Consider the following 15,408-nt stretch of genomic DNA (forward strand, 5'->3'; position numbering starts at 1 on the left):
GTGATACGTTATTATGAAAAAGGATGTTTTCAAAACATCCTTTTTCACTTTATGACACTGATACTTTTGCAGTCTTTATTAAAGATGAACATTCACGTATAATATTCATAAAAAGGAATGAAAGGATATTTTATGAATATAATCAAAAAGATTGTTGTAGGATTTTTTATCTTCCATTTTACTTTTTTGTCTTTGATTTATTTGAATCTTTACCGTCTTGGTCAAGCTGATCTATGGATTAGTACTGGTTCTTTCAATTACTTAGCAATCGTATTGTCTTATATTCCAATATTGGCATTAATCGAGTATTTCATCTTTTATTTCGTTTTAAAGCTCATTAATTTAAAATTCTCAGTTAGAGTAACCTTAGTTGCATTATTAACGACCTTGGTCAATAGCTCGATTCTCTATTTTCAATCAAAAGAAATTTTAATTGCAGGCATGACAGCAATAAGCACTTTACTAATGAGCCTAATTTTACCTTTTATAAAGACGAAACGCACTGACTCTTAAAAAGCCAGTGCGTTTTTAATGTTTTATATGCTTACATTTATACGAGCATTAGGCATTGGTGGCGCAAGATATTCAAAGCCCTTATTGTTTGCTTTAAATAGCGGAACCATTGCATCAGAATACGGAATATAGGCGTACATTTCATGGCTTGGCGCCTGGTCTCTGTTTCCGGTTGCCGTTAACCGGCCATTTTTATAGACTACTACGCCTACAGTATAAGTTATACCGGGAGTAACCCAACCAAAATCATTAAAAGCTACTTTGGCATTATGATTAATAAGAAAGTAATTCTGGCTCTTGTTTTTATTTCCTTGCTGTAAAGTGATATCCTTAGACGAGGCTCGCTTTTGTTTTTTGAATTTTCCGTTTTTATCATATAATTTTGTCAAACCAACATGCTTCCTAAAGTATGTTGTTGATCCACTTGATGTAAATCTAGCTACTGCCTCAACTTGAGTGCGATGAGATCCACCCGAAAAACTAAAAGATCTGTTATCACCACCAAATTTATCACTCCCAACAAGCCCACTCCAAATCGATTTAGCAGGTACAAGTTTGTCAGGAATAAAAGTTCTATACATTATACCTGTCTGGTTGGGATGTGGGCCAACTGGAGGTTCCCAAGCTAGGCTATTCACTTTTTCATTCTGCTCAGGAATCTTAATCGCTTTAATGTATTCATGTGGTCTAAAATAATAATCTTTCATTTGATCAAATCTGATTGTTTCCCCTCTTTTTTCAAACTCCTTGTTCACCTGTTCAATTTCAGATTCACTTAATTTTTCTAAAGCAACAAATTTATAAACATAAATTTCCCCAGGTTTAACATCTTCATCTACGAATGTCTCTTCAGCGTCATCGTCTAAGAGTTTTTCATCTTTGTATACTTTAAGTTTTCCATCAAAATCATCTTGGACATTTCCTCTTAATTTTAAAGTCAGCACATTATCATTAATCGTACTGTCTATGTACCCATCAGACTGTAATGGATTAGGCGCTTCTTCATCAGAGACATTTTTAATCGCTGCTTGTTTTTCTGGCAATGTCCTAGTATCAACATTAATCGTGTCCGCTTTCTTACCATCTTTATATGCTACAATATCATATCTTTGTGGACTAGACGGAGATAAGTCTTTTTGAATATAGTTCGACTCAGTCCCCTTCCATACCAGCTTACCTTCAGAATAAACTTCATACCTATCCCCAACATCATTCCAATCCAACATTACTTCCTTTGATTTTGGATTAATCTCCGTTTCTAGTTCTTCTCCTTTTGCCTGAGCAATTGGTGTTGTAAAAATGAGCGACATTGAAGCAAGAGTAATCAATACCTTTTTATTCAAACAATCCCCTCCTTTGACATTAATACTATAAATTAACATACGAATAACCCAAAAACAACTATTTTTTTGTTTTTTTGGGTTTAAACATCCATTTATATGGGTTTATTTCCAAAGATGTTTAAATGAAAAAAGGATCTAAAAAGATCCTTTCTTTGGAATTTTATTATTCTCCTATCAAAATTCCTCTTCATACAAGGCTTTCTTTAAACAATCCAGTTCCTCAAGCTCACACTGTATCTTTCCTAATTTACATTTAACCTTTTCAAGGTTGTCATTTTCTAATTGCAGTAAATCTGTCAGACGTCTAATCTTAGCCTCAATGTTTGCTTTTTGAGTGAGTAAGGAACTTTGTTGCTGCAGTAATTGCTTTCTGACCAATTCAATTGTTTCTTCTGTACATTGTCCTCCGCATAGTTGTTCAACCGACATGAATATTCACCCTTTTTATTTTTAATTAGTTTATATACTTATAATACTTTATACTTTTCTAGGATTTCACCTTTATCATTTATTTATTGCATTTAACTGTCCTCCAAAAACTGCGCCTCCATCAATATCGACATAGGTTCCGCATTCACTAATCCAAATATCATTTCTTTTATCTGGATGAAGAAATTGAGTAATGGTGTGACCAAAAACAACTATTTTCCCTGTTTGGTTTTTGAAATTCCAACATCCTCTGCTCCAGAGAAATTCATTCCTAGGTGTTTCCTTCCAGTCATTTAATAAAGGGTTTATCCCTGCATGAACAAATAAAACATCACCAAATCCATAATACATTGGAAGTTCTCTAATAAATTTAATCTCATCTTTTCGCTGCATCATCTGTCTTGCTCTTTCCTCATAGCTTTTAAAGAATATGTATTCATCCTCAACGAAGCTTGCACAAGTTCGATTGCCGCCGTTATTAAAATACCAGTCTCCTGTTTCATAGTCCTGCACTTCCAAAAATAACAAAAGCATGTCTTCATGGTTACCTTTCAGGACAACTACCTGGTCTTGGTATTCCTTTTTGAGCTGCATAACTTTTTGAACGACTTTTAATGAATTCTCGCCTCGATCAATCATATCTCCGAGAATAGCAAGGTTCATCGTTTCCGGATCCCAATGCTTCATTAATTCCTCGAACTTTTCATACTCACCATGTATATCACTGATTACAAAAGTTTTATTATACTTCAATCCATCCTCTCCTTTTATAATAAAATATTGTTTTTATTCAATATTGTTCTTATTCATATAATCGCAATAGTCCTGACATTCCTCTTTTGTTTTAAAGAAAGTGTCCCATCTATCTAATTTTTCAAAGTCCATTCCAGAGTTGTAAATTGTTTTGGCAAATGTTGATATTTCATGAGTAAAATAATCTTCACCACAACTTTCTCTCGATTTGTACCAAGCAAGAATATTATTTCCATCATTATTCATACGAAACTCGTGACAAATGAACTCTTTTGGAATAAAAAATTCCTCTTTTTCAGCACAATCACAAGTCTCATACGCCATTTTGCCCAAGGGAGTCAGATATTCAATTTTTCGTTGAGCATTACATTTATTACATTTAGGTTGCTCTATAAGTTCATAATCTGCTCGGTACATAGTTACTTCAAAATCTTTCATAAGCTCTGATAGCCGTTCTTTTCTAATTTTTCTTTTTAATTCTTGGCGCTCACAATCTAATTCGTATCTCTTTTTCCTGTAGTCATTTTTTATATTCTCGAAATTTACTTTAATGATTTGCAGTTCTTGGTTTTCCTTTTTAAGACGATTCATCTCGGCTACATATTCTTCTTTAACTGAACTCAATAAACTTTCCTTCAATTCATTCATCTTCATCTCAAATTCGCTTGGTTCATGATAAAAATCTTCTTCATAAAAATAATTCATTAATATCCTCCTTTAATTTTTCATAAAATTTCTGTTTTATCTAATTTTCAGTGCTTTTAATGCCGCTAAGCATGTTGCTTTCTCTGGCTTTTCTGCCCAAGCTTCATACTCATCAAAAGAAGCACACCAATCTTCCAGACCGATAAAATCGTGTTCTCTTGATAAATAAAAATTCAGTCCATAATCTTTTTGTAGCTTCTCAACCACCTGTAATGCTAAACTCATTTCTCCTGCAAAATTTTTAAGATTAACCACTTTCCCATCATTATCAAAAGCCAATTCATCGGCCACAATATCCCCTAAAAACTCAAAACATTCATCTGGAGTGATTTTCTTCTTCTTGTAACCGTTGAATAATCGGTCTTGAATCAATTCATTAATTACAGCATTACTTCTCATCTAATCCCTCTTCTCAATTTGTTTTTATCCATCACATCAACAACAAAAGCTTCAAATTCCTCATCCCAATACGGTTCTGTTCTTGCTATGTATTTCTTAAAAACTCCATCTTCCTCTATCATAAACGTCTGGCCGCGCTCTATTTCAGTGAATTTCTTCTTTGTCCAGATTCCCCTAATCAATACTTTCACATCTTTGTGCTGCACTGTTGCTTGGTGCATTACATCCCTCCTTTTAATCCATTAAGTACCATCAGCATTTTACTTTAAATAACATCTCCCCTTAGATAAGATATTTAAATGGAGGTGGTTTTTTGTTTATAGCTCCAATGCTGCTTGATTCAGCCAAAGAGCCCTTTGATGATGAAGACTACATTACTGAGCTTAAATTTGATGGAATACGAATCATCCTATCTAAGCAAGATGGTAAGATTAAGCTCTACACGCGCCATAATAATGAAGTCACAAATAAATTCCCTGAGCTGCATGATATTGATATTCCCGAAGGGACAGTCTTAGATGGGGAAATTATCGTTACTAATTCAGATGGGTTACCCGATTTTGAATCTGTTATGGAACGTTTTCAATCAAGCAAATCTTCTCATCAAATTGTTTATTGTGTGTTTGATGTCATAAGACTAAATGAAATTTCAATAGCTTCAGAGCCACTTGTTAAACGCAAGGAATTCCTAAGATCGCTAAACCTTAACCATCCGAATGTCTTCACTGTTGAAGGAATTCAAGGTAAAGGCAAAGCTTATTTTGAAATGGCCAAAGAAAAGAATCTTGAAGGAATCGTACTTAAGAAAGCAAATTCCCCTTACGAGATCAACAATAGATCAGTAAACTGGATCAAGATTATAAATTATCAGTACACTGACGTGCTTATTACTGGATACACTAAGGAGGATATCAAGTTTTTTCTAAGTTATCCTGACGGTTTAGCTGCCGGATTCATGGAATTTATGCCATTCGATGAGCGCAAATACTTCCATTCTATCAAGCAAATAGAATATGAAACTGATGATTATGTATTCATTAAGCCTTTATTATGTAATGTGAAGCACCGTTTTAAGACTAAAAATGGCAAGCTTCGTATCCCCTCATTTAATTCTTGGAGAGATTAATGCTCTCCATTACATAAACCTCTTGCTACAATCCATCCTCCATTTCCTAAGTGAAAATTTAATACATTATTCAATTAGTTTTTGTTTTCTCATCCACTTTTGAGTTTCTTCATCTCTCCCCAACGCCATGTCTACTGCTTCTTCTATCTCTGTTACATTATTCATATCTACTCCGTGTCTACGTGCTCTGTTGCAAATCCATTCAATCTGTTGTATGGCTGTAATATAATCATGCATCCTTTGTTCTTTTGATCGTTGATTTGGTAACAATACTACCCTCCCCTATCTCACCTTTTCCAATAAAATAACTATTTAACTAGAACGTAAGAGGTATTTAGACTAATTGATTAAAATATGGTACATTATGTACAAGCTCAAATATTCAAGGCTGCTCCTACACCCAAAACAAACCAGCTTTAAAATTCACTTTTTTGACATTCTTAATCTTAGCAACAAATTTTTTAACTGGGGCTGATTTTATGTATTTGACAAACCACTCTTTAGAACTTATGAGTAATGTATCTACAGTTGTTGATTTTGCTGGTATTGTAGATGCGGTGGGCTCTGCCTTGAGTATTTGAGCTAAAACCATATTTATTTGGTTTTAATTGAATCCCAATCAAACGTCTCTAATATTTTCATTAAGCGCTCAACTTTTGGTGCTCTCCAAGCTGTCATAGCGTATGTATGTACCTTTTTAGTGTAATGGTGTCGATTTCTTTTGATATGTTCTTTTGCTTCTTTTTTTGTCAGAAACATAGTGTTAGGAACAATAAATGATTCTTCTATTTCAAAAATCGGAAAAGTTTCATCATTAACATTTTGAGCTATCCATTCCAGCATTTCGCTTTCATCATCCAGGTCATAGAGTTCTCTAAGCTCTTCAAGCATTTCCTCTGCGTACATGTTGTATTTATCATCGAGAATATCTTCAGCATATTCGCTTAACTCATAACATTCGGCTTCATCGGAAGAATAAATGCTTACCCTTTCATGTTCTCCCTCTGTGGTTTCTCTCCACCTGTAGTCCATCAATGCCCAAAAACGAGGTGCTGCCTGGCAATCTGTGTCTTGTGTTCGTAGTTCTTCCTGCAGCTCCTTTAAAAATTGAATATCCTTCATTAATTTTCCCCTTTTAATTACTTTCAGATAAAAACATGCTTTTATCTAAACTCCAATGGTTCATTTAATTCATGTGCTAGTCTGCAGCCAGCAATAAACTGTTTTGTACACACTATGTATCCACCATCACGTAATATATGACCATGAGACATTTCTTTTTTCGCTAACTCTTCTACATATGGCAAGATGGCTTCTAATTCATCCGCAACAATTTTACACATTTCAGGACTAATTTCACCATCACAATCTGAATGACCGAAAAACGCAGTTAGCCCCTTATGCGTTTTTGTGGAATAACCATCACCAAAATACCAATAGCCATCCTTTAATTTTTTATCATCGTGAGGCGGCCAACTACCTCCAATTGATCTTAATAAAAACCTTCTAAGATTATTAAACGCGAGTATGCCCCACTGAAGGCGCCATGTGTTACATCTAAACCCATATAATCCTCCTCCCACTCGATGAAGTAATCTTTTAATTTGTTTAAAATGACGATTTTAATTTAATCTATCGCTGCATTACGTGTTTTTAAAACTCGTTTTCCCCAATTAAAACATGTGCAAAATCTTCTCCTGGGTAATTCTTTAGAATAAAATCCATACACTCCCATTCAGTTCCTTCAAAAAATGAAGCGTTGTTTCGGGAATCAAAAACTCGATAACCCTTTTTCATATCTTTCATTCTCCTTTCCGGCACCCGCGCCATTACCTGACCTTATATTTTTCAAAAAAACCTTCCATCATATATAAAACTAACCAAGATAAATCTTTCATGCTTTCAGCATGTCCAACTCTTGAAATCGTGGAAATTTCAATATCATTAAACTCGATCCCTTTTTCGTCGCATTTTTCAATGAGTTTTTGTGTCTTTCTTTTTAGCCGTGTGAACTCTTTTTCTTCTGTCATTTCCCCACCTTCCCTTCCCCTGTTTTGGTGAAGGCCACATTACTTGTATTCAAAAATAAAACCTTCTTCTTTTTTTGGGATTTGTGAACATTCGTTTGTTTTCGGCTTGGAATTGACATATATGAACTCTTTATCCTCGCTTAATATTTCATATTCCTTACCCTTTTTGAAAATGCGGTTCCTGTGTTCATCCTCAAAGAAAACATCTCTTTTAAAGACAACTAAATCCATTCTTTTCACCCTTTCCTTATTTCGCTTTATCATTTAACAGCTAACAGTGCCTTCACTTTCGCATATTTTGTTCTGTGCGGTCTTTTATGTATGAATTCAGGAATATCAATACGCTTATTGACTTTTGATTTAGTTCTTACAAGAACACGGTTTTCAAGAAACTGAACTTCTTCCACTTTCTGTCCATGAGACTCAAAATAAAAATCAAAAATCTCTTTAAGAGTCTCATCATTAAGATTGTAATTCATCATTGTGCCTCCTCTTGGATTCTACATAGTCTTCCCATCTGCAATTCTCAAATACTTTGATATCTGCTTTCAAATGCCATTTAAACCATACTAAGTTGAACCAGGCTGTTTCGAATATGTATTTGATGTAACCGATACTTCCATCCCCTCTCTGGATAAAATAATCCTTTTATTTTAATTCCAATCGTTTAATTAGTTCTGGAGCAATACACGCGGCTAATGACTCTTCATATGTAACCGGGTTTCTCTTTATAGGGATATTTCTGATGTGGTTCTTAGCAGCATGTATAAGTGCTTCATCATTTAGTTTGGGATAAAGTGCTTCAAATCCATCAGAATTTGCCCTGGTATTCTTATATCTTTCTAGAGTTACGCTGCCTTCTTCAAGTGAATTTACATCAACTCTTTCCCCATTGATTTCAACATGAACCTCATCGCAGCTCTTATTTTTAAACTTCACGTGCTCTCCCCCTTTTCTTTAAAACAGTCTTTTTATTAGAAATCCCAGTTACCTACCTTCACTTCAACTGAAGACCTTGCAACCTTCTGCGCTTCTAGCTCAATCCTTTTGAGTTTTCCATCACTATCAACCACCCCATAAACCAAGAGCGCCCCGTTATTTTTTAAAATAATTCCACAATCCCTTATCTCATCTGGTCTATCTTTATACCAAACTACTTTGATGGGATTCCCCACCTTTGCAATTTCTGGATCAAAAACAACAACTTCCTTTTTAGTTAACATAAAGATCTCCTTTTCATTTTAATTTCTCTTTAATGCTTCAATAATTTCTTCTAGTTGATCTCTGCTCAGTAGATAGTACCTGGTTCCATCTGTTATACTTGTTTGTGAGATTTTGTTTTCGATCATCCATTTTAGCTCTTCTATTAGCACTTTGTGTTTCACTGCAATCCCCCTCCTCTTTCCTTTAAAACTTCAATTTTATTTAATTTCCCGTTCATGAATTGTATAGAGAACATATGTACAGTCATCAAAGAGCGAGTCTCCTTCAGGCTCTTGCACTTTTGTTGTCTGATATAATTCTTTAAACCTCTTTACCTCCTCATCGTTACGCAATTTAAGTTCAAAGAGAGGCATCCCTACAACGCTCACTCTTGTGTTCCCAGACCACCCCTCTTGTTCCAGTCGCTTGATTGTTTCCCACATCTCATCCAAGGAATTATGAAACACTTCTATAACCATCTTTTTGGTTTGTTTTTTAATAAACATCCTAATCACCCTTTTAATTATTTTGAAACTAATTCTTCATCCACGACTTTATGTTTTCTTTGAGCAGGACAACAACCACTACAACCCCCAACAAAGTCATGGCCGCGATAAAAGCCTTTTTGTTTCCCAGGAAAAACTCAGCCACATCTGCATCCATCTGATCTAGTTCTTTTTGAGCTTCCCTTACCAGATCTCTTTCAAGGATTTGATCGACAAAAACCATTTTGACTCCTGCTAGGAATCCAATTGCTAACCAAGCGAATAAAGCAATCCCCAAGTAGAACACATAATCACCTGTCTCACATTATTTTTCAAATCCCGACCACGGAAACTTATTGGAAGAATCATTTTCTAACAATTCATCACACACCTTGCAAAGAGTCGACTTTGTAATTGTCTGATAAAAAGAGTCTTTTCTACCGCAGCATTGGCAACTCAAATCAAATGCATTAGATTCTCTCTTTTGCTTCCTTTGCATGGCATTCCCAGTTAATATTATTTCTGATTGATATAAATCCCCGCTCTTTACACGTGCTTCCGTACTCCAAGGAAAAACTGATTTTTTCAGCACTCTATAAACTGACAAGTTCAAGGGGCTTTGTTTAATTTTCTGAAAATCCCTGTTGTCCGTAAGATCTACGTTTCTTTTCATTGCTTATTCCCAAAAAGCTTTTTTAACCAACTTGAACGTTTATGTAGTTTATGTAGCTTACGTTCTCGATTTATTCTGAACCCGTCAACGCTGTCATCCATATTATTTAGTTGATTTTTTAATTGCTTTATGTCTTGAGGAGTACTGATTGTTATTGAAATATCCTTGTTCTTAGATCTCTTGACTTCAGAAATCATTTTGTCCAAAGTTAAATCGCAATACTCGTCTTCCCAATCACCTATGTAATAAAACCGTTCAATTAAAGTACCACTAGATTCATCTTGAAATGTTCCAAAAAGAATTGGATCTTTATCCCGCCTTTCTTTCTCCACCTGTTTTTCGATCCTCCCTGTATAGTCAGTAAACACAACGTAAAATCGGTCGAATTTATCGCTTACTTTTTCATATTTATGAATCACGTCATCAGGGATCTCTCGTTCATAGTTCTCAAGCTCAATGATCTTTACAGTGTTTTTTGCAATATTGTCTATGAATTCCTCGATATCATCTCTATAAATAAAAGTATCGATTCCCAGCTTCACAATTTCACGTTCTTTTTCAATTGTTTCAAGATGAAAAATCAGTTTTTTTGCTGCCTTAACTTGGTTAGTTCTGTTATATTTGTTTAATAACACCAAACAATTATCGTAATATTGCTGAAGAACTTCATCTGTAACTTTGTTTTGTTTCGACTTAACCATTTCGAAATATTGACTTGGTTGCAAAACCTCCATGAATCATACTCCCTTTTTAATTCGTTTAAAATGCATCTTTTATTTAAAACAATGTTTCAATTACACTTTTAATTAGTGTTTGACTTCTTCATTACCACAAAATATTCGAATCGACTTGAATATGTACGTTTATTGCAGTTATGTAGTACTGTTTCTACACATCTTTTTGAAATACGTTGAGCGCACTCCCATCCTACTGCCTCTTTTTCTCTAATTCTTTTTAATAAGCTAATTTTATTGTAATCTTTCATAAAAATTTTCGTCGGGTATGCTGCAATCATTCTCTTCCCTCTCCTCAATGAGTTCATTCAGTATGTATGTTGCTTCCTGGGCGTTTTCGATAACAAAATGCAAGTCCCCGATTGCCCGTCTGAAATCCCCTTGTTTCATATCATGTAGTGCTCTACTGTGTGAATCAAGTATCTTCTTCATCTTTTGAAAAACAATCTCTATCTTTAACACCACCTTTTTTATACTTTTAATTTGTTTACATTGTATTATACAGAAAATGTTTAGTCAATAGGGATTTGAAAAGTCATTAAATTTATTTACTTTCATCCATCCCTATTGACATTGACTGTCATCTGATTTTGAAGATGAACTCGTTGATTTCATTTCTTAACTTCACTATATCTTCAGTGGTAATCGTTAATTTCAAATTGCTCTCGGTTTTGTCATGAAGGACTATCACGGCCGAAAACTTATTAGACGAAAGACTTTTGCTCTTCAATTTGATTTCAATGTTATCTAAGGCAATATCAATTGATATATCCATTTCAGTTGTCCTTTTAAATTTTAATCATTTGATTCAATGCTGCATCTGTATCCTCTATATAGCCGTCTTCCCATTCTTCTGTGTCTTCAACTTCATACTCAAGGTTACAGATATCAAACTCTTCAGCTTCCCCGTCTATATTTATAAAAACAATTTTGTAAGCCTCTTGCAATTTCTCAAGTAAAAATTCAGCTTTGTTTTTTGAAGATTTCACAGAGTCTGCTGAATTCTCAATGAAAGTGTCAATCTGTAGTAAGCAATTGTTTAGATATTTTTGTTGTGCCATTATCATTTCCCCTATATAATGAATTTCTGGAACAGAACACTTGTTCTGTTTTGTTCGTGAGTTTATTATACCTCTTTTTGCTAAACATTTCTAGAGGTATTTTTATATCCTCAAATCACTAGGCTAAAAGACCTTATTTATAATATTCTGAAAGTATATCCTAAATAAAAAGGACTTATGACTCATTAGACTCACCAACATCTCTTCGTTCCGTATGACTATGTTACTATATGTCAATTCTTAAGAGAATAGCTATTTTTGTCTCATTATGTCGAATAGACTCATTTGAATGGATTTCTCCGATAAATTTACTCAAAATTTTATTGAATTTTCAAATCTGATTTTTAGTAAAATAAAAAAGCACCCCTACTCTGGGCGCTCATTTCATTAACGCATTTTAATGCCGTCTTTAATTCCAAGTTCTTTAGCGTAATACTTTTTAATCTCTTCTTCATTTACATACTGTTTGATGCTATAAATTTTTTTAGATAAGTCATCATACCGTTCACTTCTTTTGTTGATGATCTGCTCATAATCCTTTTTCTCTAATTTACCCTTTTCCTTATATATTTTATAGCCTTCATACAAAACACCCGATCTATTTATCCTTGTCGGATTTAAGAAAGGATAATCGTTAACTTCTGGGGCCAGTACAGTCCTCATGGTATAAACAACAACATTAAAAGAAGATCTCTCTAAGTCTTTTTGGGTGCTTGTTTTTTTATTCCGAATAACATATTCATTATCCGCTAAGGTAAACATACTCCCTCTTGATGATTCTGAAGCTCCATTCTTGTTATGATATTTGTTTTCATCTGCTGCAAGAAGGCATTCATTTATACATTCATCGCTGACCTTGATCTCCCTTGATCCATATTTATCATCATGCACAGTTAGGATGTTTCCGTTTTCTTTTGCTTTTAGAACATCGGGTTTTTTTAAATTACGTATTTCACTACATCTATGTCCCTGAACTCCATCAAACAGCAGCATAAACATAGCTCTATCCCTATGATTAACTAAAGTGTCAATAATCCCTTCAAATTCATTAGCAGTAATATAAAGTTTTTTTCCTTCGTCAATACAATTTTTAACATCTTCAATTGTCAAATCTCTAGACAAGTTTGTAGTGCCTTTAGTTATTTTTTGATAAATCGCCCAATCAATATACTTTGTAATGTGTGACCAGCAGCTCAATAAAGATGAAGTTGTAGATCTATTCAAGAGTGTCAAATAATCAAGGATTTCATTAGAGTTAAAATCATAAAGATCTTTCTTTAAAAATTTTTCAACCTCTGCTCCTCTTCTAAATATAGAAAGGATTTGAGGCACCTCTTTCTCATTGACTATTTCTAAAAATTTATTCTTTATATCCTCATTATATAATTTCATTATAAGCACCTCTAAACTTAGACATCTAACTTGGAAAAGTAATCAATCACATGTTTTAAGCCATACCTAAACTGAACATGCTTTTTATTATTTAATACTTTTAGACTTTTCCATAGGTCGTTATCCATGGAAAAATCCACATTCAAAAGTGCCTTATCGATTTCCTCGGCAGATTTTGATTTCTGTTTCATTTTTACTCCTAATGCTAAAATGCCTATTATAATAGGAGACGCGGTGATTAGACTTCTTCTCTCTTTACCAAATGAATGATTTGTAAAATCATCGATGTATGAACTAAAAACAGTATTGAACACTTCCGTAAGATACATGCCCAACTTTCTTGCCTCAGCTAGATTATCCACTTTGTAATTTAAAGAATTGAGAACCATTTTTAAACCTGTAATAAACCTTTGGAATGTAATGACGAATTTTTCATTTCTAAAAATTTCATCACTATTTACTTTAATGTACTCACCTATATCACTGTTATCTCTAATAAAATTAATAATAGTTGACAGATAATCATTCTCACTCATTTCTGCAACTTTAGATTTTGCCACAGGATTGATGGTGTTTTGTTGTCCAAAATGTTTTCTCGCTTTTTTCATTGTATAGTTATACAAATCAACTTTCAAATAAAAATCGTTAACGCTTGGATTCCTTCTGAATGCTCTATTTATACCGTTCAATCTGTGCCATCCATCAATCACATCCAATTGCGTTCCTTTAGTGACAGTTAATTTTCTTTCTTCCGGATCGAATAACAGTTCAATTCCCTCTTCTGAGCTGCCTAATAAGGCATTGAAAGTCAATACCGATTTATTTAAATCATTTTGTTCCACTAATTTTGCAATTGCTTCAACGGAAGCATCAACGAGATCAGGAACTGGTATTTCATCTTCAATCTCTTCGATATAAAGTGTTTTATCTGTTCTCTGAGCTTTTGGATTATAGCGCAATAGCTGTGATTCATATAGTTTATGCAGTTCACTTGCTTTAACAAGAAAAATAAAATTATCTTCTGAAACCTTTGTTACATCTGTAAATGTATAGGGAAATGAAACCTCTTCACTCTCATAACCCTCCCAATTTAATTCCATCTCTTTAATACGGTTAGGGGGAAAATAATTTTCAGGTGAAATTGTTTCATCTCTTGTTAAAGTATACAAATTTTTTGCAAGAAAATATTTTTCAATTGTTGTAAAAACAGCATTTGGGTTACTCAATTGTTTAAAAAGCTCCTGCGTTTTCCCAGGCTGAAATTTATCTTTAGCCATCAAATTTCTAAAAGAAATCATTAATTTATTATCGTGTTGTATTTTTAATTTAACATCAAGTAACCCATCCATTAATTTTTTATCTGCTTCCGCATCAAAAATGATTGGAGAATTCATTACATCACCTCATTTAATCTAAATTAAATGTAGCAGATCGCCTTTTTTTAATCAAGATTATAATGGTTTAACCGCGAAAAAATGTAATGCCTTTCTTAACGTTTGTTTATCACACTGCTCAAAAAAACGTAAGAATTCTTCTTTTGTAATGTCTTTCAAAATGGATACATCTAATTCTTCATCCATTATAATACCTGCAGTCTGTGAAATGTCTTTATTATCATTTAAATAACGTAGTGTTGTGTCGAATCTGCTGTGGTCTGCTTGCTTCATTGCAGCTCTATAATCTTTCCCTGTCGCCTCAAATACTTCAGTTATTCCCACTCCTCTAAATGAATGAGGTACTATACCTTTTTCTTCAGGTATTCCAAGTCTTTTCAATGCACGCTTTAGTGATTCTCTAAAAGCGTCTTCTGAAAGTCCTTCAAACACTCTGTCAGTGTCTTTTGTTTCTTCACTCTTTAATGCAAGTAACTGTTCATAAAACACTCTGTGTATACCTGTAGTACGCAATTTCGCTCCCTTGTCAATGACCGTAACAATAAACCAATCCGGGTTTTCAGAAGAAACCTCAAAATCACACCATCTAACGTCCAGGGCAGCCGATATTCTGAAAGATGATCTAAGCAAAAAACCTCCGAACAATTTTTTCAAAAGTGGTTTTTGCTTTTCATATATGAACATATTTTCACAGATCATCTCTGCTTGAATTTGGGAAGTGTTTGCCCTAGTTCTCTTTATTTCAGGACTTCTTTTAATTTTATAGAAAGCATCATCGTCAACAAATTCAGGATACAGTCTCTTGAGCTCCGAGTGAAGCGATTTCAATGCTGCGATCTTTCGATTAATTGTTGTGTTAGCTAATCCCTTCTGTGCAAGATGGTGTTTAAATGCCAAAACATCTGACCTTTTAAAAGACAGATGCTCCTCTTTTAAAAATTCAATTTCAGTTTTACAATAAAATCTAAAGAACTGCTTTATGTCACCTAAATAATTTATTGCTGTGTTTGATTGAAGTCCGTACTTGGATTTTTTCTTTTGTTTTCTGTCAAATCCTTTAACGTTTCCGGCCAAGCTTTCGGTGTCTTTCTCTCTTAAATAAGTTAAAATATCATTAAAGACCGAGTATTCCCGGATAGATTTAACTTGAGCACCCATTATCCGTAAA

Annotated in this window: 24 protein-coding genes; 1 reads left to right on the forward strand and 23 read right to left on the reverse strand. The window is 33.9% G+C overall.

The features are described from left to right. Positions 1-536: 536 nt before the first annotated feature. From MHB78_RS14095 to MHB78_RS14120, 6 genes are all read right to left on the reverse strand, one after another. On the reverse strand, positions 537-1,856 hold the full coding sequence (locus MHB78_RS14095) for a hypothetical protein (RefSeq protein WP_301207954.1): 1,320 nt from the start codon (positions 1,854-1,856) through the stop codon (positions 537-539). 174 nt (positions 1,857-2,030) lie between these two features. Beyond that, entirely contained in the window at positions 2,031-2,285 is a 255-nt protein-coding gene (locus MHB78_RS14100; protein ID WP_048355023.1) for a hypothetical protein, read from the reverse strand. 75 nt (positions 2,286-2,360) lie between these two features. Further along, the gene (locus MHB78_RS14105; protein WP_301207953.1) at positions 2,361-3,038 is read right to left on the reverse strand and encodes a metallophosphoesterase family protein; all 678 of its coding nucleotides are present in this window, start codon (positions 3,036-3,038) and stop codon (positions 2,361-2,363) included. A gap of 33 nt (positions 3,039-3,071) precedes the next feature. Next, entirely contained in the window at positions 3,072-3,743 is a 672-nt protein-coding gene (locus tag MHB78_RS14110; RefSeq protein WP_335498377.1) for a hypothetical protein, read from the reverse strand. Positions 3,744-3,779: 36 nt separating this feature from the next. Next, entirely contained in the window at positions 3,780-4,142 is a 363-nt protein-coding gene (locus MHB78_RS14115; protein WP_046132631.1) for a hypothetical protein, read from the reverse strand. After that, positions 4,139-4,363: a hypothetical protein gene (locus MHB78_RS14120; RefSeq protein WP_335498380.1), complete on the reverse strand. Its 225-nt coding sequence runs from the start codon at positions 4,361-4,363 to the stop codon at positions 4,139-4,141. Before MHB78_RS14120 ends, MHB78_RS14115 begins: the two co-directional genes overlap by 4 nt. 92 nt (positions 4,364-4,455) lie before the next feature. Here MHB78_RS14120 and MHB78_RS14125 point away from each other — a divergent pair, with 92 nt between their 5' ends. Further along, on the forward strand, positions 4,456-5,268 hold the full coding sequence (locus MHB78_RS14125) for an ATP-dependent DNA ligase (RefSeq protein ID WP_046132633.1): 813 nt from the start codon (positions 4,456-4,458) through the stop codon (positions 5,266-5,268). 66 nt (positions 5,269-5,334) lie between these two features. Here MHB78_RS14125 and MHB78_RS14130 read toward each other — a convergent pair whose 3' ends face one another. The 17 genes from MHB78_RS14130 to MHB78_RS14210 all read right to left on the reverse strand — a co-directional run bounded on the left by MHB78_RS14130 (position 5,335) and on the right by MHB78_RS14210 (position 15,398). Next, complete coding sequence (locus MHB78_RS14130) at positions 5,335-5,538, reverse strand: hypothetical protein (protein WP_046132634.1); 204 nt, start codon at positions 5,536-5,538, stop codon at positions 5,335-5,337. 324 nt (positions 5,539-5,862) lie between these two features. Continuing rightward, complete coding sequence (locus MHB78_RS14135) at positions 5,863-6,390, reverse strand: hypothetical protein (RefSeq protein ID WP_046132636.1); 528 nt, start codon at positions 6,388-6,390, stop codon at positions 5,863-5,865. Positions 6,391-6,431: 41 nt separating this feature from the next. Beyond that, positions 6,432-6,851: a hypothetical protein gene (locus MHB78_RS14140; RefSeq protein ID WP_231592135.1), complete on the reverse strand. Its 420-nt coding sequence runs from the start codon at positions 6,849-6,851 to the stop codon at positions 6,432-6,434. A 70-nt stretch (positions 6,852-6,921) separates the two neighbouring features. Then, positions 6,922-7,065: a hypothetical protein gene (locus MHB78_RS14145; protein WP_164918129.1), complete on the reverse strand. Its 144-nt coding sequence runs from the start codon at positions 7,063-7,065 to the stop codon at positions 6,922-6,924. A gap of 32 nt (positions 7,066-7,097) precedes the next feature. Then, positions 7,098-7,298: a hypothetical protein gene (locus tag MHB78_RS14150; RefSeq protein WP_048355017.1), complete on the reverse strand. Its 201-nt coding sequence runs from the start codon at positions 7,296-7,298 to the stop codon at positions 7,098-7,100. 260 nt (positions 7,299-7,558) lie between these two features. After that, on the reverse strand, positions 7,559-7,777 hold the full coding sequence (locus MHB78_RS14155; protein ID WP_048355015.1) for a hypothetical protein: 219 nt from the start codon (positions 7,775-7,777) through the stop codon (positions 7,559-7,561). A 169-nt stretch (positions 7,778-7,946) separates the two neighbouring features. Continuing rightward, a complete protein-coding gene (locus tag MHB78_RS14160; protein WP_065894462.1) occupies positions 7,947-8,237 on the reverse strand; it encodes a hypothetical protein in 291 nt (96 codons plus the stop codon). Positions 8,238-8,272: 35 nt separating this feature from the next. Next, entirely contained in the window at positions 8,273-8,521 is a 249-nt protein-coding gene (locus tag MHB78_RS14165; protein ID WP_128748129.1) for a hypothetical protein, read from the reverse strand. Positions 8,522-8,539: 18 nt separating this feature from the next. Further along, the gene (locus MHB78_RS14170; RefSeq protein WP_164918155.1) at positions 8,540-8,683 is read right to left on the reverse strand and encodes a hypothetical protein; all 144 of its coding nucleotides are present in this window, start codon (positions 8,681-8,683) and stop codon (positions 8,540-8,542) included. A 36-nt stretch (positions 8,684-8,719) separates the two neighbouring features. Beyond that, complete coding sequence (locus tag MHB78_RS14175) at positions 8,720-9,007, reverse strand: hypothetical protein (RefSeq protein WP_065894459.1); 288 nt, start codon at positions 9,005-9,007, stop codon at positions 8,720-8,722. Between the two features lie 28 nt (positions 9,008-9,035). After that, positions 9,036-9,284, reverse strand: coding sequence for a hypothetical protein (locus tag MHB78_RS14180; RefSeq protein WP_065894458.1), 249 nt, complete (start codon positions 9,282-9,284; stop codon positions 9,036-9,038). Between the two features lie 27 nt (positions 9,285-9,311). Then, the gene (locus MHB78_RS14185; RefSeq protein WP_065894454.1) at positions 9,312-9,659 is read right to left on the reverse strand and encodes a hypothetical protein; all 348 of its coding nucleotides are present in this window, start codon (positions 9,657-9,659) and stop codon (positions 9,312-9,314) included. Further along, entirely contained in the window at positions 9,656-10,393 is a 738-nt protein-coding gene (locus tag MHB78_RS14190; protein ID WP_046132647.1) for a hypothetical protein, read from the reverse strand. Before MHB78_RS14190 ends, MHB78_RS14185 begins: the two co-directional genes overlap by 4 nt. Before the next feature lie 788 nt (positions 10,394-11,181). Beyond that, positions 11,182-11,454, reverse strand: coding sequence for a YopT family protein (locus MHB78_RS14195; protein WP_048356239.1), 273 nt, complete (start codon positions 11,452-11,454; stop codon positions 11,182-11,184). Positions 11,455-11,841: 387 nt separating this feature from the next. After that, positions 11,842-12,846 carry a site-specific integrase gene (locus MHB78_RS14200; RefSeq protein WP_335498392.1) on the reverse strand — a complete coding sequence of 335 codons (1,005 nt, stop codon included), beginning with the start codon at positions 12,844-12,846 and terminating at the stop codon, positions 11,842-11,844. Positions 12,847-12,863: 17 nt separating this feature from the next. Beyond that, complete coding sequence (locus MHB78_RS14205) at positions 12,864-14,240, reverse strand: DNA sulfur modification protein DndB (protein ID WP_065894450.1); 1,377 nt, start codon at positions 14,238-14,240, stop codon at positions 12,864-12,866. A gap of 57 nt (positions 14,241-14,297) precedes the next feature. After that, a complete protein-coding gene (locus tag MHB78_RS14210) occupies positions 14,298-15,398 on the reverse strand; it encodes a site-specific integrase (protein WP_065894448.1) in 1,101 nt (366 codons plus the stop codon). Positions 15,399-15,408: the final 10 nt, after the last annotated feature.

The organism is Bacillus sp. FSL K6-0138 (assembly GCF_037982765.1).
GTDB lineage: Bacteria > Bacillota > Bacilli > Bacillales > Bacillaceae > Bacillus > Bacillus glycinifermentans.